The sequence below is a fragment of the Pelagihabitans pacificus genome (assembly GCF_009371985.2).
GTDB lineage: Bacteria > Bacteroidota > Bacteroidia > Flavobacteriales > Flavobacteriaceae > Pelagihabitans > Pelagihabitans pacificus.
In genome coordinates, this window is record NZ_VIKU02000002.1 from 101,521 (window position 1) to 128,393 (window position 26,873).

At 44.1% G+C, this 26,873-nt stretch carries 27 protein-coding genes; 16 read left to right on the plus strand and 11 right to left on the minus strand.

Going from position 1 to position 26,873, the window contains the following annotated elements; all coding sequences use genetic code 11:
* Positions 1–17 precede the first annotated feature (17 nt).
* Genes menD through FK220_RS07800 form a run of 3 tightly spaced genes read right to left on the minus strand, consistent with a single transcriptional unit; the run spans position 18 to position 3,375 of the window.
* A complete protein-coding gene (menD, locus tag FK220_RS07790; RefSeq protein ID WP_152573755.1) occupies positions 18–1,790 on the minus strand; it encodes a 2-succinyl-5-enolpyruvyl-6-hydroxy-3-cyclohexene-1-carboxylic-acid synthase in 1,773 nt (590 codons plus the stop codon).
* A 51-nt stretch (positions 1,791–1,841) separates the two neighbouring features.
* A complete protein-coding gene (locus FK220_RS07795; protein WP_152573756.1) occupies positions 1,842–2,951 on the minus strand; it encodes a chorismate-binding protein in 1,110 nt (369 codons plus the stop codon).
* Position 2,952: 1 nt separating this feature from the next.
* Positions 2,953–3,375 carry a PaaI family thioesterase gene (locus tag FK220_RS07800; protein ID WP_152573757.1) on the minus strand — a complete coding sequence of 141 codons (423 nt, stop codon included), beginning with the start codon at positions 3,373–3,375 and terminating at the stop codon, positions 2,953–2,955.
* 81 nt (positions 3,376–3,456) lie between these two features.
* Here FK220_RS07800 and FK220_RS07805 point away from each other — a divergent pair, with 81 nt between their 5' ends.
* Genes FK220_RS07805 through FK220_RS07835 form a run of 7 tightly spaced genes read left to right on the plus strand, consistent with a single transcriptional unit; the run spans position 3,457 to position 7,951 of the window.
* The gene (locus FK220_RS07805; protein ID WP_152573758.1) at positions 3,457–4,017 is read left to right on the plus strand and encodes a TetR/AcrR family transcriptional regulator; all 561 of its coding nucleotides are present in this window, start codon (positions 3,457–3,459) and stop codon (positions 4,015–4,017) included.
* Positions 4,018–4,845, plus strand: a complete 828-nt coding sequence (locus FK220_RS07810; RefSeq protein ID WP_152573759.1) for an alpha/beta hydrolase — start codon at positions 4,018–4,020, stop codon at positions 4,843–4,845.
* Entirely contained in the window at positions 4,833–5,681 is an 849-nt protein-coding gene (locus FK220_RS07815) for an alpha/beta hydrolase family protein (RefSeq protein WP_152573760.1), read from the plus strand. The genes FK220_RS07810 and FK220_RS07815 overlap by 13 nt, the downstream gene beginning before the upstream one ends.
* A gap of 10 nt (positions 5,682–5,691) precedes the next feature.
* Positions 5,692–6,330, plus strand: coding sequence for a transglutaminase-like domain-containing protein (locus tag FK220_RS07820; RefSeq protein ID WP_152573761.1), 639 nt, complete (start codon positions 5,692–5,694; stop codon positions 6,328–6,330).
* 9 nt (positions 6,331–6,339) lie between these two features.
* A complete protein-coding gene (locus tag FK220_RS07825) occupies positions 6,340–6,984 on the plus strand; it encodes an alpha/beta hydrolase (RefSeq protein ID WP_152573762.1) in 645 nt (214 codons plus the stop codon).
* On the plus strand, positions 6,984–7,562 hold the full coding sequence (locus tag FK220_RS07830; protein WP_152573763.1) for a GNAT family N-acetyltransferase: 579 nt from the start codon (positions 6,984–6,986) through the stop codon (positions 7,560–7,562). The genes FK220_RS07825 and FK220_RS07830 overlap by 1 nt, the downstream gene beginning before the upstream one ends.
* Entirely contained in the window at positions 7,559–7,951 is a 393-nt protein-coding gene (locus FK220_RS07835; protein ID WP_152573764.1) for a VOC family protein, read from the plus strand. Before FK220_RS07830 ends, FK220_RS07835 begins: the two co-directional genes overlap by 4 nt.
* 51 nt (positions 7,952–8,002) lie before the next feature.
* On the opposite strand, the gene FK220_RS07840 is transcribed toward FK220_RS07835, so the two are convergent.
* Positions 8,003–8,935 (minus strand): hypothetical protein, encoded by a 933-nt coding sequence (locus FK220_RS07840; protein WP_152573765.1) that lies wholly within the window; start codon positions 8,933–8,935, stop codon positions 8,003–8,005.
* 105 nt (positions 8,936–9,040) lie between these two features.
* Positions 9,041–10,948, minus strand: coding sequence for a molecular chaperone DnaK (gene dnaK, locus FK220_RS07845; RefSeq protein WP_152573766.1), 1,908 nt, complete (start codon positions 10,946–10,948; stop codon positions 9,041–9,043).
* A 211-nt stretch (positions 10,949–11,159) separates the two neighbouring features.
* On the opposite strand from dnaK, the gene FK220_RS07850 reads away from it, so the two are divergent.
* Complete coding sequence (locus FK220_RS07850; protein WP_152573767.1) at positions 11,160–11,531, plus strand: VOC family protein; 372 nt, start codon at positions 11,160–11,162, stop codon at positions 11,529–11,531.
* A 13-nt stretch (positions 11,532–11,544) separates the two neighbouring features.
* Here FK220_RS07850 and FK220_RS07855 read toward each other — a convergent pair whose 3' ends face one another.
* The gene (locus FK220_RS07855; RefSeq protein WP_152573768.1) at positions 11,545–12,486 is read right to left on the minus strand and encodes a 3-keto-disaccharide hydrolase; all 942 of its coding nucleotides are present in this window, start codon (positions 12,484–12,486) and stop codon (positions 11,545–11,547) included.
* A 156-nt stretch (positions 12,487–12,642) separates the two neighbouring features.
* On the opposite strand from FK220_RS07855, the gene FK220_RS07860 reads away from it, so the two are divergent.
* Entirely contained in the window at positions 12,643–14,121 is a 1,479-nt protein-coding gene (locus FK220_RS07860; protein ID WP_152573769.1) for a Gfo/Idh/MocA family protein, read from the plus strand.
* A gap of 98 nt (positions 14,122–14,219) precedes the next feature.
* Here the strand turns inward: FK220_RS07860 and FK220_RS07865 are convergent, their stop codons facing one another.
* Positions 14,220–14,675, minus strand: a complete 456-nt coding sequence (locus FK220_RS07865; RefSeq protein ID WP_152573770.1) for a nuclear transport factor 2 family protein — start codon at positions 14,673–14,675, stop codon at positions 14,220–14,222.
* A gap of 113 nt (positions 14,676–14,788) precedes the next feature.
* Here FK220_RS07865 and panB point away from each other — a divergent pair, with 113 nt between their 5' ends.
* From panB to FK220_RS07885, 4 genes are read left to right on the plus strand one after another with little or no spacing between them, the layout of a single operon-like run.
* Positions 14,789–15,607, plus strand: a complete 819-nt coding sequence (gene panB / locus FK220_RS07870) for a 3-methyl-2-oxobutanoate hydroxymethyltransferase (protein WP_152573771.1) — start codon at positions 14,789–14,791, stop codon at positions 15,605–15,607.
* A 10-nt stretch (positions 15,608–15,617) separates the two neighbouring features.
* The gene (gene lspA / locus FK220_RS07875) at positions 15,618–16,115 is read left to right on the plus strand and encodes a signal peptidase II (RefSeq protein WP_152573772.1); all 498 of its coding nucleotides are present in this window, start codon (positions 15,618–15,620) and stop codon (positions 16,113–16,115) included.
* Positions 16,116–16,156: 41 nt separating this feature from the next.
* On the plus strand, positions 16,157–16,819 hold the full coding sequence (locus tag FK220_RS07880; RefSeq protein WP_238718950.1) for an RluA family pseudouridine synthase: 663 nt from the start codon (positions 16,157–16,159) through the stop codon (positions 16,817–16,819).
* Between the two features lie 8 nt (positions 16,820–16,827).
* Positions 16,828–17,406 (plus strand): DUF4252 domain-containing protein, encoded by a 579-nt coding sequence (locus tag FK220_RS07885; RefSeq protein ID WP_238718951.1) that lies wholly within the window; start codon positions 16,828–16,830, stop codon positions 17,404–17,406.
* Between the two features lie 204 nt (positions 17,407–17,610).
* Here FK220_RS07885 and FK220_RS07890 read toward each other — a convergent pair whose 3' ends face one another.
* Together FK220_RS07890 and FK220_RS07895 are read right to left on the minus strand one after the other, a co-directional pair.
* Positions 17,611–18,474: a DMT family transporter gene (locus FK220_RS07890; protein ID WP_238718952.1), complete on the minus strand. Its 864-nt coding sequence runs from the start codon at positions 18,472–18,474 to the stop codon at positions 17,611–17,613.
* Between the two features lie 3 nt (positions 18,475–18,477).
* A complete protein-coding gene (locus tag FK220_RS07895) occupies positions 18,478–20,022 on the minus strand; it encodes a hypothetical protein (protein ID WP_152573774.1) in 1,545 nt (514 codons plus the stop codon).
* Between the two features lie 148 nt (positions 20,023–20,170).
* Here FK220_RS07895 and FK220_RS07900 point away from each other — a divergent pair, with 148 nt between their 5' ends.
* Positions 20,171–21,343 (plus strand): 2-isopropylmalate synthase, encoded by a 1,173-nt coding sequence (locus FK220_RS07900; RefSeq protein WP_152573775.1) that lies wholly within the window; start codon positions 20,171–20,173, stop codon positions 21,341–21,343.
* Positions 21,344–22,462: a 3-isopropylmalate dehydrogenase gene (gene leuB, locus FK220_RS07905; protein WP_152573776.1), complete on the plus strand. Its 1,119-nt coding sequence runs from the start codon at positions 21,344–21,346 to the stop codon at positions 22,460–22,462. It abuts the gene before it with no gap.
* A 3-nt stretch (positions 22,463–22,465) separates the two neighbouring features.
* Here leuB and FK220_RS07910 read toward each other — a convergent pair whose 3' ends face one another.
* The gene (locus FK220_RS07910; protein WP_152573777.1) at positions 22,466–23,689 is read right to left on the minus strand and encodes a peroxiredoxin family protein; all 1,224 of its coding nucleotides are present in this window, start codon (positions 23,687–23,689) and stop codon (positions 22,466–22,468) included.
* A gap of 132 nt (positions 23,690–23,821) precedes the next feature.
* Here FK220_RS07910 and pheT point away from each other — a divergent pair, with 132 nt between their 5' ends.
* On the plus strand, positions 23,822–26,248 hold the full coding sequence (gene pheT / locus FK220_RS07915) for a phenylalanine--tRNA ligase subunit beta (RefSeq protein ID WP_152573778.1): 2,427 nt from the start codon (positions 23,822–23,824) through the stop codon (positions 26,246–26,248).
* A gap of 4 nt (positions 26,249–26,252) precedes the next feature.
* On the opposite strand, the gene FK220_RS07920 is transcribed toward pheT, so the two are convergent.
* Positions 26,253–26,807, minus strand: coding sequence for a fasciclin domain-containing protein (locus FK220_RS07920; RefSeq protein WP_152573779.1), 555 nt, complete (start codon positions 26,805–26,807; stop codon positions 26,253–26,255).
* Positions 26,808–26,873: the final 66 nt, after the last annotated feature.

Here is a 26,873-nt window from a genome sequence, read left to right on the forward strand (position 1 = left end):
AGTTAGTGTTCTAATTGTTAACGGTTAATAAAAACCGAAGATATAAAATCGAAGTAATCGAGCAAAATTTTATTATTCAATAATCTTGGAGTACTGATTTCCAGCAACTTAGGATGTCGGCTTTTTTCGTAAAAACTAGCGAAAACGTTTTCGAGACCCAGGGCGTCATCCGCTGATGCATACTCAAATCCGAACATTTGACACAGTTGCGACGCATTTAGATCGTGGGCGGTCTCAAAGTATGTTTCGAAATTATCCGTATTTTCCCTCCCGGGTAAAATCCTGAAAATACCCCCACCCTGATTGTTGAAAAGTACTATACGAAAATCGGGCCGTACGTAATTATTCCATAATCCGTTACTGTCATAGAAGAAGCTAAGGTCCCCTGTGATAAGTAAGGTAGGGGCGTTCCCGTAAACGGCGGCGCCAATAGCTGTCGAAGTGCTTCCGTCTATTCCGCTAGTACCGCGATTACAGAATACTCTTAACGAAGGATCTAAATCGAACAATTGCGCATAACGTACAGTGGAGCTGTTAGCCAGCTGCAACCGATATCCCTTGGGAATCGCTTGCAAACTTATGGCAAACCCTAGCATATCTGAAAACGGTATTTGCCCAAGATAGGCTTTCCTCTTTATTTCATAGGATTTCTTAATATTGTTCCAATAACTAAAATAGTCGCTCTGCACCCCTTGAACCAAGGGTAGAAACTTTCCCAAAAAGGTATTTGCCCCGGACTTGAAATGATGGGATAGGCAAAAGAACGTATCAAAAGCTTTCAATGAATCCACATGCCAGTGATGTAACGGCTGGTAGCGCCTTAAAAAAGCCTTTATTTTCTTTGATACGACGAGCCCTCCAAATGTTAGGAGAATCTCGGGCTGCAAACGTTTAAACCATTCTTCCCGATTTTCCAACTTCTCAATTGGTGCAATAAGACTGTCGATACTTGGGAAAAAGTTGGCATGATGCAGATTTGAAGTAGTTTCTGTGAGTACAATGATCGACGGGTCCGAGGCGAGATGGTCCAAATAGTGTTGAGAAACCGTGTCTGGATAATTTACCCCTACAAGCACCATTTTTTTTGCAGTAGAGTTCCATATATCCGCAAAGTGGTAGATCTCTTCAACACTGTATTCTTCCGTAGACAACGCCTTTTTAATCAATGCCGTTACCGTTTGTTGGGTATGCTTTTCATACAAAGGCTCTTCAAAGGGGATATTGACATGAACCGGAAGCTGGGATTCGATGGCTGTATTCAAAGCCTTGTTCAATTCTGTATCGTTAAACGTTTGAACCGATTCCTGAATTTCTTCGGGACTTCCCTTTTCTAGCCAGTGCGGAACATATCTCAAGATACTATCGGTTGCGTGCACCACATCTTGGCGCAAATGGGTCGAATAACCGATATGTCGATGGAACACATTGTCTTGGCGTATCGTTTGCCCATCCCCTACGTCTATTTTATACCTTGGCCTATCGGCGGAAATCACGACTAACGGAATCTGACTGTAAAAAGCTTCGGCAACCGCGGCATAGTAATTTAACAAGGCACTTCCCGAAGTACAGGTTACCACGACCGGTTCGCGTAGTTGTTGTGCAATACCCAAGGCAAAAAAGGCGGCACAACGCTCATCGACAATACTAAAACAGGAAAAATAAGGATCTTCCGAAAATCCGATAATCAAGGGCGCGTTTCGCGAACCCGGAGAAATAACGATGTTCTTGATACCTTTTGCCTTGCAATGCTGCACTAAAGCTTGGGCAGCGGGAATACTGGGGTATTTCATTAGGGCAAAAATACAAAGCAATGATTTCTAAACCCAATCGAAGGTAAAAAACTATGCCTTGGTCAAGACCTGTAGCATCGTTTTGCTTTTGTTTACGGTTTCTTCCCACTCCCCTATGGGGTCCGAGGCAGCGGTGATGCCGCCGCCGACATACAGTAGGACATTATCCTCGAGTACTTGCATGCATCGAAGATTGACAAAAAGCGATGTGGAAGCTTTTACGGCCCTATACGCTTTGTTCTCCCGGTTATTTTTATCGGATGTCCTATTAATCTCGTTTATGAAATTGAGTTCTCCTAGAAAGCCGGTATAAAACTCCCTCGGGTAGTTTTCATTGGTAAGAATGAAGTTTTTGGCCATTAACATTGGCGAACCGCATACCGCGGGAGTAGGATGCAAGGCCTTTATAAGGTCATTTGGATTGCCCTTTGTGCGGCCGGATAGCCTTGTTTGCAAATGCCAGAGATTACCGGCGCGTACCGTCTCTGGAGTGGCAACCTGCAGATCGACCGTCTTTCCTTTTAAAACACTCTTCATATAGTCGGTGACCAGCTTTTGTTCCTCTTGCTCTTTCTTTCCCCAACTAGGAGTCCCCCCTTCTACATATGGTTTTGTGCCGGCGAGCGACATGCTTGTAAACCTTTTGTTTTCGATAGAAACGAGTATTTCTGGAGTAGCACCCAGCCAGCATCCTACTTTTGGGTGATACCATAAATAGCGGAAGGCATTGGGATATCGTGCCAATATTCTTCTGAATAGTTCGATAACATGGGTAGTACATGGTACGTTCAATCGTCTGGAAAGCACCACCTTTTCGAGATCGGTGGTCTTTATTTTCGCCACCGCCTTTTCGACCAATTGAATGTGAAATTTTTTTTGGGAGGTATCGGCCAGAGGAACAGTAGGATGTTCGTAAGCTTCGGTTTCAAACGGATATTCCGTGGCTTCAGGTGTTTCAGTATTTTTTATCAGAATTGCAGGTGATTCCGAATCAAAAGGGGCAAATACAAAACCGGTTTCAGTAAAATCGGAGATAGTATGGATTTTGGCGTCTTCCTGAAATATGGCCTTCACGACTCGTTCATCGGGCTTGCTATAGACCACGAACGGCAACTCTTGGGAGAGTTGTGCCAGCACCTTATCCATCAACGCTGAAAACATACTACTTTTTGGGAAGTGAGATGGTGGTAAGTTTGCAAGACGAAATTAAAGTACCCTCCACATCGGTGATCTTAATATCCCAAAGCTGTGTGGTGCGACCTTTGTGAACGATCGTCGCCTTGGCAAAAACCTCTCCTTCCCTAATACTCTTTACGTGATTTGCGGCGATTTCTATCCCTCGCACCACAAAGTTCTGCCCATCCAAAAAGATGAACGAAGCCATACTCCCGATACTCTCCGCCAGCGCTACCGAAGCACCTCCGTGCAAGACTCCATCGGGTTGATGCACTTTCGGGTTCACCGGCATCTTGCCCAAGAGATAGTCTTTCCCGACATCTATATATTCAATCTGCAAGGTCTCCATCAAGGTATTCTTGGTCGCCTCGTTACAAACTTTTAGTATTTTTTCCTTTAAATCGTCCATCAACTATTTTTTGTAAAATTAGGGATAACATCCCGAAAAAAGTATTTATATTTGATTTTATTTTAACGAACGTTCAATAAAATGCCAAAAGTAAAAACATCCAAGGACGAAGTGCTTCAAAAGGTGATCGAAACCATTCGTAGAAAGGGCATTGCCAATAGCAGTATGAGCGATTTGGCCAAGCAGTGCGCTATTCAAAAATCGCATTTCTACTATTACTTCGATAGTAAGGAAACCTTGATCAAAGAAGTGTTGGCCACCGTTAATAGTTATATGTCCTACAATCTTAACAAAACCTTGGATGATACTACCCTGAGCATTACTGAAAAGCTGAAACGTATCAATCGCCTCATACATAAATTATTTCTTCAATATGATGGTGGTTGTGTGATGGCCAATACCGCCTTGGAGTCGGCTCATGCAAATCCCAAATATTTTGAGGAAATCCGCTTTTTTTTCGAACAATTCATTGATGGCATGAGACAACTACTCTCAGAAAAACACTCCCCCGCCCGGGCCCAATACCTGGCAGAGCAAATTGTACAGGACCTCGAAGGCGGTATCTTGTTAATGCGCATTTATAAAGACCCAAAATACTTGAAGAACGCTATGCGGCGGATGTCGAACCTAATACTCCATTAAATGCAATGGCTCTACAAACTTGCAAAAAAACCCTTCTTTGGAAACTATATGGTTTCTTGGCGCAATCCGCTTAGTGAAACACAGCGATTGGAATGGAAACTTATTCGATTTCAAAGCAATTCCAGGGCGCTTCTTAGCGGACTGGTGGCAGAGTCCAAATCTACCGTAACCAAAGGTGTTATCGTGTTGGGACATCCTATGGGTAAGGAAGCAAAGGGTTATTTCCTCAAAAACGGATATACCGATCTCCTTCGGGAAAATGGATATCACGTACTTATTTTCGACCTAAACGGTTTTGGCGAAAGTCAAACAGGTAATTTTGATTACTTCGAGGATATTATTTCAGCGGGATATGAAGCAAAAAGGCGCTATCCGGAATACCCGCTTGGGTATTTTGGAATATCGATGGGCGGTCAATTCGCCACCATTGCCTTTGCCGAAGGCCATCCTTTTGAATTTGCCATTGTTGAGAGTGCGGCCAATACATTGGAAGATTTTTGGATACATTATCCTTTCGCCCACAAAGCATTAAAACTACTTTATTTACTGATGCCCCGGTATCAAAAAAGAATCCGAATGATCGATAGGATAAAAAAGGCGAACGGTCTTCGAAAGCTCCTGCTTATATATATAGAGAACGATGCAGTAATTTTGGATGATGCAGGTAAAAAATTCAAGGAGGCCTGCCCGCTACCCACCGAATTGGTCATTTTTAAAAATGCGAAGCACGCCGAACTTGCTAAATCGATTCATCGGGACTCCTATTTTAAGGTAATCCTCGACCACTTTAATGCAAATTCCAATTTAGTCGTTCAATGCAGAAACTAAGTATACATACACCGAATGATTACAAAATTTCTGCCCATCATTTCGAAGCCCGAAAGTCAAAGGGAAAGACCTTTGTGATTTCCGGCGGTGTAGGGCTTCCACAACGGTTCTTTTTCAACTTCGCCACTTGGTTGTCCCAACAAGGGTTTCATACCTACACCTTCGATTATAGGGGTATTGCCTTATCAAAACCGAAAACATTGAAGGGGATGGGTACTTCCTACCGCGACTGGACACAGAATGACTTCAATTCACTAACCGAATACGTTCGACATAAACATCCGGAAGACTCCCTTTATCACATTGGCCATAGTTTTGGCGGCAATAGCCTTGGGATGAGTACCGCCTACCGACACTATGAAAAATTTATGACGGTGGGCTCCCAATTCGGTTACTACGGAAATTTTCCCTTATCGATGCAAACAGTTATTTCATTAGGTTTTGGAATTATCGCTCCTGCCCTCTCATCGGTCTTGGGTTATTTCCCATCGCACTGGCTTGGATTAGGGGAAGCCTTGCCCAAACAGGTAGCCCTCGATTGGGGAACACTACTTCTGCACAAACGGTCGATGCTTGCCCTTGCAGACCGCTACGGGAGCAACCACTATGAAAAGTTAACACAGCCCATGTTAATCATTAGCTTGGATGATGATACCTTTGCACCGAAGAAGGCGGTGGATGTATTGGCAACCAATGTCTTTGTCAACGCAAAAACGGAAAGGTTACACCTAGTGCCAAAAACTTACGGGCTCAAACAGATAGGTCACAACGACTTTTTTAGAAAAAAACATCGGGAAACACTTTGGCCCATCGTTACAGATTGGTTCAACTTATAATCTTAGTTCTATGAACGGCACATATTTAAACTCCACTTTTTTCATCAATTCAGACCATCCGAAAGTCTTGGCCTATGCCCATTCTAAAATTGAACCCCACGCTAGCGATACGGAAAAGTCCATCGCCCTTTTCGAAGCCGTCCGGGATGGCTATTTCTATGACCCCTACCATTTGGACTTAAGGCCCCAAGCCTTGGTTGCAAGCAATATACTACAAAGACGGGCTGCCTACTGCATCGAAAAAGCCGTTTTATTATGTGCGCTGTTGCGAGCTGTTGGGATTCCTTCCCGATTGAATTTCGGGAATGTTAAAAACCATATCGCCGTTGAGCGAATTGTTAATATTTTGAAGACCGATGTACTGGTATTTCACGGATGTACTGAGGTACGATTAGCGGACCACTGGATTAAACTCACCCCTGCCTTCAACAAATCACTCTGCGAAAAGTTGGGTGTTCCGGTATTGGAGTTTGATGGAAAAAAAGACGCCGTTTTCCAACAGTACAGCGACGATGGCACCGTTTTTATGGAATATGTACATGATTATGGTAGTTTTGATGACCTTCCCTATGCCAAAATGCTGAATAGTTTTAGCGAGCATTACCCACATCTCGAAATACCCGAAGACCTTATCTTGAACTTAGACTAAAATTCTAGTATGGCATCATCGGAAAAACAAACTCGGTACACCACCACGAATACTTATTCTGTCTTAAATTCACTTGGCGATGGCACCAGAAACGTTTGGGTCGTGCTCCACGGCATCGGCTATTTGAGCCGGTACTTCTTAAAGTATTTTGAAGAGCTCCCAAAAGAGGAGAACTACATCATTGCCCCACAGGCACCTTCAAAATACTATTTGAACGGGGAATATAAACATGTGGGAGCCAGTTGGCTGACCAAGGAAAACACTATTGACGAGACCGAGAATATCATGAATTATTTGGATGCGGTACTCGAGGCGGAAAACCTCCCTCTAGACAGGAACCTGATCGTTTTTGGCTTTTCCCAAGGAGTTTCCATTGCCACAAGATGGGTCGCCAAACGAAAGGTGGCATGTAGGCAACTGGTCCTATACGCTGGTGGAATTCCCGACGAACTCAGCTCCTCGGATTTTGCGGTTCTTGAAAAAAACAAGACCCAAGTTACCATTATCGTGGGTGATAAGGATGAATATTTAACGGAGGAAAGAAGAAAACTGGAATCGGACAAAATATCCAAACTGTTTCGCGGGCGGGCAAAAGAGATTATCTTTAAAGGTGGGCATGAAATAAAGAAGGAACTCATTAATCAATTGGCCTAATGCAATCACAACTCTATCTAGAAGACAACCGGGTGTTGCTTCGACCCCTAGAGGCCTCTGACTGGAAGGGTCTTTGGCCAATTGCCCAGCAAATAGACTTGTACCGTTTTGGCTCAAACGATGTTTCTACCCAGGATAAATTGAAAGCTTACATCAGCGAGGCATTGACTGAGGCCCGGGACGGAAGTGCCATTCCCTTTTGCATCTACGATAAACAGGGCGATGCTGTTGTCGGGTGCACGCGATACGGACTCATCGACACCAAAAACAAAGTGGTACATATTGGTTGGACGTGGATTGCCCCGGCCGTTCAGGGTACTGGTTTCAATCACCGAGTCAAATTCTTGATGCTGAAACATGCATTTGAGAATATGTATTTTGAGAAAGTGGAATTCAGAATCGATGAACGAAATAGTCGTTCCCGAAAAGCGGTCGAAAAACTAGGGGCAAGCTTGGAAGGTATTCTCCGAAAAAATGTTATTACAAAAGACGGTTTTAGACGCAGTTCTTGTTGTTATGGAATCTTAAGGGACGAGTGGGAGGCAATCAAGGCAAAACATTTTAAGGAGTTCCTTTGAAAAGAAAAATCGCCCATATCACCTTAGTGGTCAAGGACTATGACCGAGCCATCGCCTTTTACACTGAAAAGTTGGGGTTCGAACTCTTTGAAGACTCCTACCTTAATGAACAAAAACGTTGGGTGGTCGTAGGCCCGTCGAATTCCGATGGATGCCGCCTCCTCTTGGCCAAAGCCAACGGGGAATCGCAGCATCATGCGGTGGGAAATCAAACAGGGGGACGAGTGTTCCTGTTCCTGGAAACCGATGATTTCCAAAAAGACTATCAACAACTGAGCAATAAAGGAATCGAGTTTATTCGCCCCCCTAAGAAGGAATCCTATGGGACCGTGGCGGTCTTCAAAGATTTATACGGAAACCTATGGGATTTGATTGGGCCTAAAGGGTAGCAATATACGCTGACCTATTGAAAAGAGAAGCGGCTCCGCAGGTATAGAACCTCAATCCCCCTGCTTTACTTCCTCAGTTAGCTCGTAATACGTAATTTTTCTAGTAGTATATGAATTGTCCGGCGTAATGATTTGCTTTACCCAATTTCCGGATTCCTCGTTGTCGAATTGGTAGATATACTCTTTTCTCTCAACCGCTTTACCCCTTTCGGTCTTGGTGCTTATGAGTCGATCCGATTCATCATACCCGTAGGTAATAATCGTTTCTGGTGCGAATTGCTTTATTTTTAGGTCAAAGTAAAAATCGGTTTTTGATACAAGTCTATCGCTACCATCATACACTTCTTCCATGGCGGTATTTGGGGCTCCCTCAATATATTTTTTGGTCAGTACAACCTTCTCGGTAGCCCCGTTCCTCGACTTTCCAATAGAGGTCCGAATCGATTTTTGTATTTCACCGTTTATCAAGTAGCTGACTGTATGTTCATTTTTGTAATCCTTATATTCGACGTTGGTTTCATCAATGCCCTCTTCGTTGGTGCGAATAATCTTTGCCAACTGGCCATTTGCATCGTACAGATACTCGTACTGGTCTAAAAAGGACTTGTCGTACGAAACGATTTTCTCTACCACCTTCCTGTTTTGTGTAGAATCGATTTGATAAAAATTTGCAATGCTGGTAGCTTCATCGAACTGTTTATCCCGATAATTTTCAAACCTTTTTTCAATCAGTTCCCCTTGCTCGTACTTGTAATAAGTGACATCGTAGTCGTTCTCGTTATAACGTGTTACCGATTTTGTGAGCCGCCCGTCTTCATCAAAGTCATATTCTTCCTTTCCATAATCGGTGCTGACCAGACACCTTTTTACCTTTCCCCTCAAATCAAAATCCGCAATAGTGAAAATCCTGATTTCCTGCGAATGTAAAATAAAGGACCCGACCGTTGCATAAAAGAGAAAAAAGAAAGCGTAGTTTTTTATCATGGCGCAAAATTACTTTTATTCTCCCAAACGAAAACAAAATAAATACCAAATAACAATGGGGCGGATGAAACCGCCCCATTTTTTATGAAAATCCATAAGTCGTTGTTATTTGACTTCTTCGAAATCTACATCCTCTACGTTGTCACCTTCAGTGGCTCCTTCCGAAGAAGCAGCTTCCCCTGCGGTGGCCTCACCGTTTTGCTGTGCCTCGGCCTGTGCTTTGTACATTTCCTCGGAAGCAGCTTTCCATGCTTCGTTGATTTTCTCCAAAGCCGGAGCGATTACTGCCAAATCCTTGGTTTCGTAAGCCTTTTTCAATTCCTCCAAAGCATCCTCGATCGGCTTCTTCTTGTCGTCTGACAATTTATCGCCAAATTCTTTCAGCTGCTTTTCGGTCTGGAAAATCATGCTATCGGCCTCGTTCAATTTATCAGCGGTTTCCTTCGCTTTTTTATCGGATTCTGCGTTGGCTTCCGCCTCTGCTTTCATCTTTTCGATTTCCTCCTCGGTCAATCCGGAAGAAGCTTCGATACGAATATCTTGCGATTTACCGGTTGCCTTGTCGGTAGCCGAAACCTTTATAATCCCGTTCGCATCGATATCGAAGGTCACCTCGATTTGAGGCACACCACGCTGTGCGGGAGGAATTCCGTCTAGGTGAAAACGCCCTATGGTTTTGTTATCCGCCGCCATGGTACGCTCCCCTTGCAGCACGTGAATCTCAACGGAGGGTTGATTATCGGCCGCAGTGGAGAATATTTGTGATTTCTTGGTAGGAATCGTAGTATTCGCCTCTATCAATTTAGTAAATACGTTCCCCATGGTCTCTATTCCCAATGATAAAGGAGTAACATCCAACAACAATACATCTTTCACATCACCGGTCAACACGCCTCCTTGGATTGCAGCTCCAACTGCCACCACTTCATCGGGGTTCACCCCTTTTGAAGGCTTTTTACCAAAGAATTTCTCAACCGCCTCCTGTACTGCCGGAATCCTAGTGGAACCGCCCACTAAAATAATTTCATCGATATCGCTTTTTGACAAACCTGCCGCTTTCAATGCGGTCTGGCAAGGCTCAATGGTACGTTTTACCAAATCCTCTATCAACTGTTCAAACTTTGCCCTTGTAAGGGTGCGTACCAAGTGTTTAGGTCCACTGGCCGTAGCTGTCACATATGGAAGGTTCACTTCGGTCTGGGCGGAAGAAGACAATTCTATCTTCGCCTTTTCGGCAGCTTCCCTCAATCGTTGCAACGCCATGGCATCATCGCGCAAATCGATTCCTTCGTCTTTTTTAAATTCCTCGGCCAACCAATCAATAATTTTCTGGTCTACGTCGTCACCTCCCAAATGGGTATCGCCATCGGTCGATAATACTTCGAATACTCCATCACCCAACTCCAGGATGGAAACGTCATGGGTACCTCCACCAAAGTCGAAGACTACGATTTTCTGGTCTACACTTTTCTTATCCAATCCGTATGCCAAAGAGGCTGCCGTAGGCTCGTTTATGATTCGCTCGACGGTCAATCCCGCGATTTCGCCCGCTTCTTTCGTAGCCTGACGTTGGGCATCGTTAAAGTAGGCAGGTACGGTAATGACCGCCCTGGTAACATCTTGCCCTAAATAGTCCTCGGCTGTTTTCTTCATCTTCTGAAGAATCATGGCGGAAAGTTCTTGAGGCGTATATAAACGACCATCGATATCTACTCTTGGTGTATCGTTATCCCCTTTTACTACTTTATAAGGTACACGATCTGCTTCTTTCTTTGATTCGGAATATTTGTTCCCCATGAATCGCTTGATCGAATAGATGGTTTTATTCGGATTCGTTACTGCCTGTCTTTTGGCAGGATCTCCTACTTTGATTTCACCACCTTCTACAAATGCGATGACAGAGGGTGTTGTTCTTTTTCCTTCGGCATTGGGAATTACGACTGGCTCGTTCCCCTCCATTACGGAAACGCAGGAGTTGGTCGTACCCAAATCTATACCTATAATTTTGCTCATTGTATGTGTTTTAAATATTAGTGCCTGATTTTTAAAGTCGCTACATAAATGACAAACAATATGCCAAGACACAAAAACTGACAGGATGTCATTTTAAGTTGCAAAGGCAGAAGTAAAAAAGTGAGTTTGGCTTAAAGTGTTTCTTGTAAAATTTAGTATTTTTAGGTGCATGGTCAAAGAGGCCAAAACCGCGTAACCAATCTAAAAAACCATGAAATTAGGTGCATTTTCCGTCAGCCTTAGTGTCAAAGACCTCAAGGTTTCCAAACAATTTTATGAGAACTTGGGTTTCACCGTCTTAGGGGGAGCCATGGAAAAGAACTATTTAGTAATGAAAAACGGTAATTCGTTGATCGGACTCTTCCAAGGGATGTTCGAAAACAATATTTTGACCTTTAATCCAGGTTGGGATGAAAATGCCGATACGCTTGAAACGTACGATGATGTAAGGGATATTCAACGCGCGCTTAAAGCCAAGGGTGTTCAACTTCTTACCGAGGCGGATGAGAACACAACGGGGCCTGCAAGTATAGTCATTGCCGATCCAGACGGTAATACCATATTGATCGATCAACATATCTAATGGGTGATCGGAACTACCTCTTGGCAGGTGTTAGAACGATACTTTTGAATTCTATAGGCCCATGATCCCCTTGTATAAGGATCGGTCCGGGTTCCGCCTCCCTATTATCCATGGCTCCCCCGGTCATACCAGGAATATTTTGTTCGCTAACGATCGTTGATCCGTTTGCGACTATGGTCACTCTTCGTCCGATCAAGGTGATATCGAAAGTCTGCCATTGGCCGGCCTCTTTGGCGACCATTTCATTAGGGTCCAAAAAACCATAGACTCCTCCAAAATAGATACTGGCAGGTTCCAACCCTTTGTTATCCGCTATTTGTACCTCATAACGGCCACGAAGATAAATACCGCTGTTGCTGCCTTCGGGATATCGAAATTCGACATGAAGTTTGAAATCGCTAAAAGATTCGTCCGATATTAAATTGACCCCGGACTTCGGACTCTTCAAAACACCTTCCTCGACCGCCCATTGGCTCTCCCCTTCGGTATGCCAACCGCTTAAATCCTTTCCGTTGAAAAGGGCGATGGGTTTTCCCCAAACAATATTCTCATTATACGCTAATTTGGGTGATCGGCTACCTGTCCAATTGTAGGTATTACCATCGGTATAGACCATGGTACCCTTAAGCTCGCCGCCATTCAACATCCCTTCGAATTGCATGTCACCGGTACCAGGTTCCCATTGCGGAGGAATGGTAAAACTGAACTTTCCGTCGCTCAATTTTACTTCGGCTATGGGCCGTGCACTTCCAAAAGCATAGACAAAACGTCCGACCAGGGTATTGTTACCGGAATGTGTAATCTCCAGCCAAGAGGGAAGTTCCTTGCCATCCTGTTCAATGATCAAGTTCCATCGGCCTTCCAATGGATTGGTTTCTTGGGCATAGGTATCAATCGAAAAGATGCTTGATAGAATTGAGGCAAATAAATAAATTAGTCGTAACGGGTGGTTCATGATGCTCTCTTTTAAGGAAAAGTAAATATAGCCAATCTGACGAATACTAAGGCTTCTTCCCAGAGCATGCCGTCGTAGCCCTAGAATACGCCTGGCATTCCATCATTTTCATTAACTTTAAGGCAAACGCTATTCATAACTACCAACCTATTTAAGATGAAAAATAAAAGCCAATCCTCCAAACAACCGTCTACTAATCAGTCAAGAAGGTCATTCATTAAAAAAGGTGCACTTGCCACCTCCATCTTTATTGTGCCCAGACATGTGCTCGGAGGGGTCGGATACCTTGCACCCAGCGATCGCTTGAATTTGGCGGCTATCGGTGCGGGTGGAAAGGGCTCTAGTGATATCTTTAACGCGTCCGTCAACGGACGCGAAAAAGTAGTCGCCCTCTGCGATGTCGACTTCTCCGGTTCCGCCAAAAAGTCTGTTGAAAACTTTCCAAAGGCAAAACTGTATGCCGATTACCGGGAAATGCTGGAGAAGGAGAAAGGCATCGACGCCGTTACCATCTCGACTCCGGACCATGTGCACGGCCCCGCGGCGGCGAACGCTATGGAACGCGGTATACATGTATACGTACAAAAACCGATGACCCACAATATTCGCGAGGCCCGTATTCTTACCGAAATGGCAAGAACCAACAAGATTGTCAGTCAAATGGGAAACCAAGGGGGATCCAACCCGCTTTTGGGTATGGTTCAGAAGTGGGTCGATTCCGGCGTGCTAGGTTCCATTTCAAAAGTGCAAGTATGGACGAACCGTCCCGTATGGCCCCAAGGCGGTCCCATGCCGTCGCCCGACCCGACTATGAAACCAGAATCCTTGGATTGGAATCTGTGGTTGGGGCCTGCTCCCGAGAAACCCTATATACCCAACATGCATCCCTTTAATTGGAGGGGTTGGTGGGACTATGGTACGGGGGCCCTAGGTGATGTAGGTTGCCATTTGATCGATATTCCCTTTCGGACCTTGGGACTCAGATATCCTACCGACGCGGAGTGCAGTGTAGGGTCTGTCTTCTCACAGATGTGGACCGCCGATTATCATCCGGAAGGTTGTCCGCCCTCTTCTTTTATCACCCTGCATTTCGGGGCTACGGAAAAAACCAGGTCCCCCATTGAAATGACCTGGAGCGATGGAGGCATTCGTCCTTCCCATCCGGATATTATTCCGGCCGATAATGATATCGGTGGAAAAAGCAGTGCCAATGGTGTTTTGATCATTGGCGAAAAGGGAATTATCTCGACCAACATTAACGACAGCTCTCCGTTAATGCCCAAATTATATTTGAACGACGGCACTACGGAGTTCGGTCCGGAAGTAGAGGAAAACGAAGAACCGGAATACGGTCACCAACGCAAATGGGTCGATGCCTGTAAAGCCGGTTTCGACAGTCCGGAACACAGGGCCCTTACCTCCTCGTTCGACTATGCGGGGCCCATGACCGAAACAGTGCTGATGGGGAACCTCGCCATTCGTAGTTATATGCTCCGTGAGGAAAACAGTGATGGGAAGATGGAATTTTTTGCCCGTAAAAAGTTGTTATGGGACGGGGAGAACATGAGAATCACCAATTTGGAGGAGGCCAATCAATTTGTAGGCCGTACTTATCGTGAGGGCTGGAAAGTATAGAAAATAGAACGTCGGAACGTTTCGATTCGATATAGTAGGATGTTGCCTCCGCTGATATCTTTTGGGACGCCTGCCAGTTCATTTGACCTCTCTACCTACTATTCACAACCCTCGGTGCGACGGGTATCGATGAGGTATACGATTTTCCAATCTTCCTTGTGTTTGACCAATTGAAACGAATTCACGCCGCAGTGGTGGAAGGCGTTGTTCAAACGAAACTCATAGGGAGTCCATGCATTGGCCATTGGTCCGTCGATTTGAATCGAGTACCCTTTGATCACTTCCTGAAATTGAGTGGTTTTGGGTATGCCTACAATCGATTTAAGGAATTTGGAAAACGCCTCCGTACGCACAAAATTATTTCCAGCGGAATCCTTGGAAATAGTTTGCAGTACCATATCCCGGGTCGCTGTTTCTTTGATCATTAAAGAATCTTGTCGATGAAAACCTTCAAAGAAAGCCTCGATGGTTTTTTGTACCGCTACCTCGTCGGAATCCTGGGCTTTTACAGAACCTACAAGAAGGAAAAGAAGAACTAAGAAGCCATTTTTCATATGGAAGTATTGGATTAAAATAAGCAAAAAAAACCAAATCATCATTCCCTAATCCCACTTGTACAGAACCCTTAAACAAATTCCTTACTTTTATCCCACTTAAACAAAACCGAATGTCAACCGCAAAAAAAGAATACAAAAGGGTCACCGTAAAGTCATTGGTCGAGATGAAAAAGAACGGTGAAAAAATTTCGATGCTTACCGCCTATGACTACTCGATGGCAAAGATCGTCGACTCTGCCAACGTTGACGTCATCTTGGTAGGCGACTCCGCCAGTAATGTGATGGCAGGTCACGAAACCACCTTGCCGATTACCCTGGACCAAATGATCTATCATGCCTCCTCGGTCATCAGGGCCGTAGAAAGGGCTTTGGTAGTGGTCGACATTCCTTTTGGCAGTTACCAAAGCGATCCCAAAGAGGCGTTGCGTTCCGCAATTCGAATTATGAAGGAAAGTGGTGCCCATGCGGTAAAATTGGAAGGTGGCGAGGAAGTCAAGGAATCGGTAAAGCGAATATTGAATGCAGGTATTCCAGTAATGGGCCATCTGGGATTGATTCCCCAATCCATCTATAAATTTGGCACTTACACGGTACGCGCAAAAGAAGAACACGAGGCAAAAAAACTGATAGAGGATGCCAAACTATTGGAAAAACTAGGTTGTTTCGCTGTAGTTCTTGAGAAAATACCCGCCAGCTTGACAAAGAGGGTTTCCGAAAGCCTCTCTATCCCGACCATCGGAATCGGTGGTGGCAAATATGCCGATGGCCAGGTATTGGTCATACACGACCTTTTGGGGATGACCCACGAGTTCAATCCAAGGTTTCTAAGAAGGTATATGAACCTTTATGAAGACATGGGAAATGCTATCTCGCAGTATGTAAAAGATGTGAAAAGCAGGGATTTTCCCAGCGACGAGGAACAGTATTAAATACATCCGTATGAAAAACACCACCTTACTAAAACGATGGGGGATTGTTTTTTTGGTATTCCTGAATATTGGCTGTGATCAAATTTCAAAGGAAATTGTTCGTAAAAGGGTAAATCCCAGTGATTATATTCAGTTGATAGATGATCATTTTATACTGACCAATGTAGAGAATACGGGCGCCATGCTGGGGTTTGGGGATACCCTCCCCCCTATCCTCAAAATCATCTTGCTTCAGATACTTCCGGTACTTGTTCTGATGATCCTACTCGTACGCGTTTTTCGGAAAACAAATATGGACCAATGGTTGATTGTGGCATTTGCTTTTATCATTGGCGGTGGTATTGGAAATTTGATCGACCGCATCGCATATGGTTCAGTGACCGATTTCTTGCAAATCAATTTAGGCGTTTTTCGAACAGGAATCTTCAATATGGCCGATGTTTCGGTCACTATGGGAGTATTATTATTACTGTTTTTATCGCTCACCGATAAAAAGATGTCATTTTAGTGGCGGCCAAAATCCATTCTACACCTCAAAACCTTCAAGTCTTGTACGAAGACAATCATCTGATCGCCATTAATAAGCGTCCCGGTGATATCGTACAAGGTGACAAAACCGGTGACCCACCACTAAGTGAAGTGGTAAAAGCCTACCTTAAAGAGAAGTACCGTAAACCAGGCAACGTGTACCTTGGCGTGGCACATCGGCTGGATCGGCCAACCTCGGGTATTGTAGTTTTTGCCAAAACTTCCAAGGCACTGCCCCGTTTAAATAAGATATTCGCTGAAAAAAGTGCAAAAAAAGTATACTGGGCCATTGTAAAAAAGCGACCCGATCCGGAGAGCGGAACACTAACCCATTGGCTGAGGCGCAATCCGAAACAAAACAAGTCGTATGCCTTTCAAAAAGAGGTTTCCGACAGCAAAAAAGCCATTCTGGAATATCGGTTAATCAAACAATTAAATTCCTATTTTATGCTGGAAATCGACCTAAAAACCGGAAGACACCATCAGATACGGTCACAATTGGCCGCCATCGGAAGTAGTATTAAAGGTGACCTGAAATACGGTTTTGATCGAAGCAACAAAGACGGAAGCATTCACCTGCACGCCAGAAGTCTGTCGTTCATACATCCTGTAAAAAAGGAAACGCTGACCCTCGTGGCGCCTCCACCAGAAGACACGATTTGGAACGCTTGTTGCAAGATTTAGTACATTTAATGACATTAACACTATACGCCATGTTGAGAAGAACACTATTCCTTTTTTGCCTAACCCTCTTGATTTCCTGTAGTAGCTATAACTCTATCGACAGTTTTTACAATGCCCATAAAAATGACAATCAGGTCACTGCCGTTCGAGTACCGCGGTTTATGTTATCATTGATTAGTAATATATCGCCGGAAATGAAGTCGCTTGTCGGCAATACCAAAGACCTTCGTTATATGCAGTTCCCGAGCGCAACTCCGGCGCGAACCGAGTTCCTGAACAAACAAATGAACGGCATCACTGGAAATTCGTTCATCGAAGTGTATCGCAAAAACGACAATTTAAAGCGAAACGTGGTGTCAATTCGAGAGAAAAGGAATGCCGTGAAGGAAATATTGATTTACAATAACAATGCGGTAAACGGTTCTTTTTTATACTTCAACGGCAATTTTGACCCGGTAAAAGTACGTGAAATGGCCAAGAGCGACGAATTTCAGAAGCTTGGGGATGGTTTGATCGACCAGTTCAATATGGGCACACCCGGAATCAACAGCCAGGAAGGAGATAATCAATCCGATGGAGGTTCCTAAAATCGCTTTCTTTCTTTTGAAAGTCGATTCTCATCAAAGAATACTAGCTGAAAGGCGTTCAAAAAATTTTCTGATGAATGGGGCAGATTCGTTGGAACCTCCTCTAGGTTTTAATCCGTAAATTCAAGATTGGCTACAACGCCGATGTACGATATCATCATATATGAATCTGCATAACTACCACGATAGAAGCCACTATATGGTTTACCGATACGATCGAATGCTTTCAATTACGACGGAAAACAAAATCAATATGCCACCAAGAACGGTAGACCAATAGGGGATTTCTGCCATGAAAAGAACGCCGATAATAATTCCATAGACGGGTTGAATACTACTTAGTATGCTGATAGTGGTTACGGAAAAACTCCTAAAAGTGTTGATGAACATGGTATGGCCCATGGCCGTAGTTATCAAGGCCACCCCCAATAAACCTTTCCATTGGCCGACTACGGGCCCCAAATCATAAAAGAAGTAAGTTGGAAACAATACAATACATGTAATGAACAATTGATAGCTCATTAAAACCGACCCTTGATAGATTGCCACCTTGGTCTTCAAAATCAAGTTTCGCACGGCATAGCAAAGCGCCGAGCAAATACCAAACCCAATGGCCAAGGTTTGGGAATTGCCGAAGCTTATCTCCGGAACAAGCAAGTAAATGCCGGCTAAAACCAAAATGCCCAGAAGTAAATGTATTTTTTGAAATCTCGTTTTTAGAAACAGTGGTTCAAGGAAAGCGGTCCACACGGGGTAAGTGAACAAAGACAACATTCCTATAGCGACGTTCGATAATTGAAGCGATTTAAAATAAGTGGTCCAATGCAGGCACATTAAGAATCCGGAAAGTATGATCGGCCATACATCCTTCTGTCTTAGTCGAAAGGATAGTCCCTTCCATTTACAATAACCAAGCAAAAATAACAAGGCCAGTAAAGCCCTGATCTCAATAGTAAGCGGCACGGGCAGATCGATGTACTTCCCAAAAGGACCTGAAGTGCCTAACAACAGCATCGCCAAATTGATCTCGATAAAACTTCTGGTATTAAAAGTAGTAGGGGTATTCAAAGGCTATCGCGTATATGCCATTGCCTTTTCACGAATAATCTGGGCCACAGGCTTGTTTTCCAAATGGCTTTCCAACCAGGAAATAATGTCGAGGTATAGAAAGGCCCTTTTTTCGTAAGGATGGTCTTCATATTTTTTCAGTTGGGTATGCAGCTTTTTAAACTCATCCTGCAATTCGTGCGGATATATGTTTCCCAAATTCCTCAAAAATTTGATCATCTCCTTTTGGACAGCGTGCAAATCGTTCATTTTCAATAAGAACTTATAGGTACTCTTTAGCTGCACTTCCAAGTGGTAGTCCATTCCAGCTTCATAATGCGCAAAAAGACTCAGTACCCTCGCAAAGCACATCAGGTCTTCGCGCATTTTAAGGTTTTTGTTGTTAATGATCTTTTTGAGGTAAACAATACAGTTCCTATGGTCTCCCGCCCCAAAATACAAACAAGCGATTTTGTAGTACAGTACCATGATATGATGTGCATCGATACGATCTTGGTGTTTGTTGATGCCGTACTCCACGATTTTAATGAGATAGAGGCCCTTATGAAAAGTACCTTCCAGAAAATGAAGGTTCAGTTTGTTGGCATTGATGTACAGAAAGGCCAACGAGCCAATGTTGTCGTTTTTGGGGAAATCCTTACTGGCCACGACTGTTTCCAAATTTTCAAGTACTTCCCTAAACTGGGAACTGTACTTTACATAGAACAACGATTCGAGAAGATAGTGGTTTCCCTTTAAAAAGAACACAGGGTTTAGGTAGATCTGTTCCTCTTGATCGTAAAAAAGATCTACCCATTTACTGGCATATTTGTAGGAAGATAGAAAATCCTGAATTAAAAAACTGTACCATAGATGGGCTTTGTAAAGCCACAATTTCTCCCGGAAGCCTAAATCGCCTAATCTGTATTTGGGTAGATGGCTTTCAAAATATTCCTTGACCCTTTGATAATCGGCATCGTTCTGCACGTAACCTACCTTCAGCATAATCCCATACAGTTGAAGCGACAGATTTGAAAGTTTGCTGGTCATTACATTCATCGCTGAAAGCTCTTTGGCCTGCACTGCAAGTTCATCGGCACGGTCTGGAATACTTCGGGTAATATACTGGGTTTCTATAATCTTTTCCAGTTCCACTATTTCATAGGCGATGTTCTTTTCCTCGTTTTCAATGGCAACAGCCTTGGCTTTGTCCAAAATCTTCAGGCTCTGTTTGTAGAGTCCCTTCTGATAGAGAATGGTCGCGAAATCGAGTTGTTCCCTTATCTGTATCCGGATGTTCTGATTTACCGGATTCAGTCGTAGGCTTACCAAAATCTGTTTGTACAGGTGGGCCTTTAGATTCGAAAGCTGGGTTTTCTTCACGATTCCGCTATCCAAAATCACTTTTTCATCGTACTTCTTGATCTTATCGAGCAAATTGAAAAGAGCCAAAAATTTGGCGTCGGTATTTACCCCCAAGCGACCCACATACAACTTGAACTGACGCTTTTCGGATTTCGAAAGCGACTTCACCAATACAAAAAGGGCATCCCTGTGGGTACTTGTCATCGTAATAAACCGTATTTAAACACTTCTTTTTCAAATCGTTAAACTACCCTGAAGGTAATTTAACGTTGTAACTATTTTTTCGTAATTTCGATAGTTGTATCCTTATAAACTTATATTCGTAGAGGGTACTTAAAACTACACAAAAATAATGAGTAAAGATAAGGTAGATATTTTTGATACTACGCTAAGGGATGGGGAACAAGTGCCTGGCTGCAAATTAGACGCCGAGCAGAAACTGGTCATTGCCGAAAGGCTTGATGAGCTGGGTGTGGATATTATCGAGGCGGGATTTCCCATATCGAGTCCAGGTGATTTCAATTCAGTGAACGAAATTGCAAAGCTTGTCAAAAATGCCGCTGTTTGTGGGCTTACCAGGGCGGTAAGGAAAGATATCGAAGTAGCGGCCGAAGCCTTAAAACCAGCTAAAAAACCACGAATACACACCGGTATCGGTACATCGGATTCCCACATAAGGCATAAGTTTAATTCCGATAGAGAGAGTATCATCGAACGGGCGGTAGCGGCAGTGAGTTATGCCAAGAGCTTTGTAGAAGATGTCGAGTTCTACGCCGAAGATGCCGGGAGAACCGATAACGAATTCTTGGCAAGGGTCTGCGAGGCCGTCGTTAAGGCCGGCGCCACCGTGCTGAATATTCCAGATACGACAGGCTATTGTCTTCCCGAGGAATATGGGGCGAAAATAAGGTATCTGAAAGAGAATGTTACAGGGGTACATAAGGCCACACTCTCTTGCCATTGCCATAATGACTTGGGTTTGGCAACCGCAAATAGCATTGCAGGAGTAGTCAATGGAGCGCGACAAATAGAATGTACCATCAATGGAATTGGAGAGCGTGCCGGCAATACCTCCCTGGAAGAAGTGGTGATGATCTTGAGACAGCATCCTACCCTCGGATTGGACACGAATATTAACAGCAAACTATTGTACGATACCAGTCGAATGGTCTCCGAGAAAATGGGAATGATCGTACAGCCTAACAAGGCCATCGTAGGGGCCAACGCATTTGCCCACAGCTCTGGCATCCATCAAGATGGGGTCATCAAAAACAGGGAGACCTATGAGATTATCGACCCCGCCGATGTAGGGGTGAACGAATCCTCCATTGTACTTACCGCGAGAAGTGGTAGAGCCGCATTGGCTTACAGGGCTAAGTTGGTGGGTTATGAGCTTACCAAATTGCAACTCGATGAGGTGTATCAAGAATTTTTGAAATTCGCCGATCGTAAAAAGGAAATTCTCGATAGTGATATCCATGAAATCATCGAGGCGACCGAACTTGATATCGAAAGTGTATCATAGATGCAACTCAAAATAGCACTTTTAGGCGGGGATGGGATCGGCCCGGAGGTTTTGACCGAATCCGTCAAATGCCTCCAAGCGGTCGCTGAAACTTTTGATCATAGTTTCACTTACTCCAAAGCGTTAATAGGTGCGGCCGCCATGAAAAAGTTTCGCACACCCTTACCAGACCAAACGTTGGAAATCGCTTTGGAGGCCGATGCACTTCTTTTTGGGACCATCGGCACCCTACAATACGATAACAACCCAAGTTCGCCCATACGACCGGAACAGGGCTTGTTACGGCTGCGAAAGGAATTAGGCCTATACGCAAATATCAGACCAGTCAAAATGTTTCCGGAAATTATCAAGAACTCACCCTTGGATCGAGCGCTTGTTTCCGGCACCGATTTTGAAATATACCGGGAATTGACCGGTGGCATTTATTATGGGGAAAAGAAATTGAGCGACGATGGAACCGTTGCCACCGATATTTGCACGTACTCAGAGAAAGAAATTAGTCGTATTGCCCATAAAGCCTTTAAAGCCGCCAAAAAAAGGCGAAAAAAACTGACCCTGGTCGATAAAGCCAATGTATTGGAAACCTCAAGGTTATGGAGAAGGGTAGTCAAGACCCTATCGGAAAGTTATCCCGAAGTCACTTTGGAGTGTCTTTATATTGACAACGCAGCGGTACAGCTGCTTTTGAACCCCACGCATTTTGACATCATCCTCACCGATAATATGTTCGGAGATATGCTGTCGGATCAAGGTAGTGTTATCATTGGCTCTCAAGGGTTATTACCCTCTGCGTCAATTGGGGAAAAGCATTGTATGTTCGAACCTGTTCATGGTTCGTATCCGAAGGCGGAAGGCAAGAACAAGGCCAATCCCGTGGCCTCTATACTTAGTACGGCCCTTTTATTGGGACATTTTGGAATGAAGGAAGAATCCAGGGCGGTTATTGCCGCGGTACGCAAATCGTTCAAGAAAAAAATCGTCACCCCGGATATTTTGGGAAGCAGTAAATATGGCACCGACTATGTTGGTGACTTCATTGCGGACCATATCAACGATATCGACGATGACATGAATATGAACGACGAGAATATCGGATTGGGTAAATCCACGATTATCTAAAGGCTATTCGGCCAGTAGTTTTCTTACAAATGAATCGAACTCGTTCTGAAACTCGATGTATTTATCCCCGGTTGCCGGTCCGTTGAAACCTGTATGAATTTTTCTCACCGTTCCTTTTTTATCGATAAATATCGTTGTAGGATAGGAAAGCACATGGTTCAACATCGGCAATTTCTCTTGCGCCTTTCCCTTATCCGAAGTACCATATTGTGCCAAAACGATCGGATAGTTCACCCCTATGCGATCTTTTAATCGTTGTATGCTGTTAAAAGCCCCTTCCTTGGTCCTTGCATATTCGAATGCGAGCGCAATGACTTGCAAATCATCAGAGGGATTATTTTTCAGGTAATCGACGTAGAATTTGGTTTCGTCGAGGCAATTGGGACACCATGTTCCCATAATCTGCACCAACACCACTTTCTCCTTGAATCGCTGATCGCTTAGTGATACAAGCTTCCCCTCGGTGTCAGGAAAACGAAAATCCAGCCGGTCGTAGCCTTCTTTTAGAAAAGTCAGCGAATCGGCACTCGGTAATTCATAGGCTTCATTACGTTTGCCTTCAAAAGGCTCCTTAAAATGGTTTCCCGAATAAAATGTACCGATTAAGGTACTATCGGTTGCCTTCGCGGTAAACAAAAATGCATGGGCCCCGTCAAATGCCGATAACCTCAAGGAATCACCATCCATAACACCCTCAAGAAACCGGTAGTCGCCGGTGGTGGTACGGAACGTCCCGGTAACCAAATCTCCTTTCTGGGTAAAAATACCCTTACCCATATAACGCTCCTCCGTATTGGGACTGAACTCTGTCTCCCAGATACCGTTGATATCCTCGGTTGCCGAATGTGTTATATCGAACCGTGCCGCTTCGCCATAAACAGCGGTGAAAGGAACGATACGATCTAGACTTTCCTTTATGAATTCACCCTCTATGCGATTCTCGGTAAACTTTCCGCGGACAAAGCCCTCGAATACCGGCGTCTTGAATAGAATACTATCGCCGTTCGTTTCGATTTCATCAACATTTATGACCTCCTCCGCATTGTAGATTTCCATGGCATAATCGCCCGATCCGGTCTGGATGAGTTGAAAGTTAAAAGGAAGCACCTGATTATCCATCACCATCAGTTCGGCGCGCCATATACCCTCAGAAAGTTTTACCGGGGCCGATTGTTGGCATCCAATCAATCCTACAGTCAATAAAAGAGACAGCCATAGTTTCCACATGGTTTGAAAATTTAATTAAGAAATCGAAATAACGATTAAAAACTTACAATAAAAAATTAAAGTCAAATCGAAGATTCCGAAGTTGAATGTCTAATCCCATTGTTTTATCTTTACGCCCTTTAATACCGACCAATGAACATTTCATATAACTGGCTCAAACAGTTTCTAAAAATAGACTGGGATGCCCAAAAAACGGGAGAGCTTCTTACCGACCTAGGCCTTGAAGTAGAAGGTATTAGCCATTTTGAATCTGTCAAAGGCGGTCTTAAGGGTGTAGTGGTAGGCCATGTGCTTCAATGTAAAAAACATCCCAATGCCGACAAATTAAAGCTAACCCTCGTCGATATCGGGCAAGACGAGCCGGTCCAGATTGTCTGTGGTGCCCCAAATGTTGCACAAGGACAGAAAGTGCCGGTAGCCACCATAGGGACCACGTTGTATTCGCAAGATGGGGAGCCCTGGATCATTAAAAAAGGGAAGATACGTGGCGAGGAAAGCTATGGAATGATTTGTGCCGAGGATGAACTTGGTCTTGGCAAAGATCATGATGGCATTATGGTCCTTGATGATTCCCTAGCCGTGGGCACTCCTTGTACCACAGTTTTTGAAGTAGAAGAGGACGAAGTATTCGAAATCGGCCTCACGCCCAACAGGGCCGATGCCATGAGTCATTTTGGGGTTGCCAGGGATTTAAGGGCAGGGCTCAAACAAAAGGAGACCTCCATAGAACTAATAACCCCTTCGGTCAGCAAATTCAATGTGGACAATCGCTCTTTACGAATCGAAGTGGAGGTCGAGGAGGCGGATCTTGCACCTCGCTATTGCGGGGTTACCATGAAGAACTTAATCGTACAACCTTCTCCCGATTGGTTGAAAAATAGATTAAGGGCCATTGGTCTGACCCCAAAGAACAATGTGGTCGATGCCACCAACTACGTGCTTCACGAGCTGGGACAGCCGCTGCACGCATTCGATGCCGACAGGATTTACGGAAAGAAAGTAATCGTTAAAAGAGTCGAGTCCGGTACCAAGTTTATGACTTTGGACGGGGAAGAAAGGGAATTGCATGAAGATGACCTCATGATATGTGACGATGAGAAACCAATGTGTATCGCGGGGGTTTTCGGAGGCATTAATACAGGGGTCACTGAAGATACGACATCCATATTTTTGGAAAGCGCCTATTTTGATCCGGTCTCCATTCGTAAGACCGCCAAGAGACATGGCCTTAACACCGATGCCTCTTTTCGTTTTGAACGGGGTATTGATATCGAAAATGTGGAGTACGCCTTAAAGCGCACTGCCTTGTTGATCAAAGAGATTGCAGGAGGGTATATCACTTCGGATGTCATCGACCTTTATACAAAAAGAAAAGATGACCATCACGTTTTTCTTTCGTTTGAAAAGGTGAACGCCCTAATCGGACAGGAAATTCCAAAGGATACTATCAAGTCTATTCTGGCATCTTTGGAGATTCAGGTGAAAAATGTGACCGAAGCCGGTCTAGGGCTTACTATACCATCCTACCGGGTCGACGTGCAGCGTGAAGTGGACGTCATCGAGGAAATCCTGAGAATCTATGGATACAATACCATCGCTTTCAAGGAAAAGCTCAACGCCTCTATAGCGCCCGTTTCAAAATTGGAAGATTACCGTATACAATCGATAATCGGCGACCAACTGGCTTCGGTGGGTTTCTTCGAAATCATGACCAATAGCCTAACTAGCCCGCACTATTCCGAATACGCTGGGAGTTCGAAGCCCAGCGAAGCGGTACAGATGCTGAATCCTTTGAGTACCGACTTGTCCGTTTTAAGACAGTCTATGCTGTTCAACGGTTTGGAGATTGTCGTATATAACGTAAACCGTAAAAAACAGGACTTGAAACTCTTCGAATTCGGCAAAACCTATCATCAAATCGAAGGAACCAGGGAAGAGCACAAGCATCTTTCCCTAGTGGTGACCGGCAATCGCCATGACGATAGCTGGACGGTCGTCACACGAAAATCTGATTTCTTCTACCTAAGAGCCATTGTCGAAAATATTTTGAAGCGTTTGGGAATCGACGGGACAGAACCCTTCCCTGCCGAAAATGATGTCTTTTCCGAAGGAATTTCGCTGCATTCCCAAAAATTGAATCTGGTAGAAATAGGAACTGTAAAAAAATCGATTTTAAAAAAATTCGATTTGAAAAATGAGGTGCTCTTCGCTGATTTTAATTGGGATGCGGTATTGGAATTGGCCGGTAAAAAACCGATTGTATTCAAGGAAATTCCAAAATACCCTGAAGTAAAGAGAGATTTTGCGCTGTTGTTAGACGATTCGGTCGCCTTTAAAGAGGTCTATAATTTGGCGCGTCAGACAGAACGTAGGCATTTAAAGGAGGTGAACCTTTTTGATGTCTATACCGGTGCCAAGTTGCCAAAAGGTAAAAAGTCGTACGCGGTAAGTTTTACATTGCAAGACGAAAAAGGCACTTTAACGGACAAGCAAATCGACAAGATAATGAAAAAGCTTCAAGCCAAATACGAAAAGGAGCTTAAGGCGGAACTACGTTAGTTTTCTAAATCTTTCCAGGCAGTATCACGCTGTCAATTTCGTGAATGACTCCGTTGCATTGATTGGCATCTGCTGAGGTTATCTTCGCCGTATTTCCACTGCTGTCGGTCAAAATGATATCGATGCCGTTCATAGTGGCAGTGATTATATCGCCCTGCACCGTTGTAAAAGTAGCTTTTCCCTTGCCCCTGCACATCGCCTTTAAGATGTGGGAGGCGGTTATGTTACCCGCAACAATGTGATAGGTCAAAAGTGCATGAAGCTCTTTCTTGTTTTCAGGCTTCATTAAACGGGTAATCCTATCCTTCGAAAACTTGTTAAAGGCCCGATCGGAAGGTGCAAATACGGTGAAAGGACCTTCACTCCCAAGAATCGCCTCGAGATTCGCAGCCCTCACCGCGGTTAACAAGGTTTTATGGTTATCGGAGTTTTTGGTATTGGTGATAATCGATTCCTCCGGATTCATCCCGGAAGGTTCCGAGTGGTTGCTTTGTGCAAAAGCGGAAGTAGTAAAAGCAAACAAGGAACATAAAAAAAGAAGGTGCGCAGTACACTTCATAGTCTCAAGATTTGGGTTTAGAATGAGGAATGAAATCGATAAACGACCAATTTCATCGACAATATA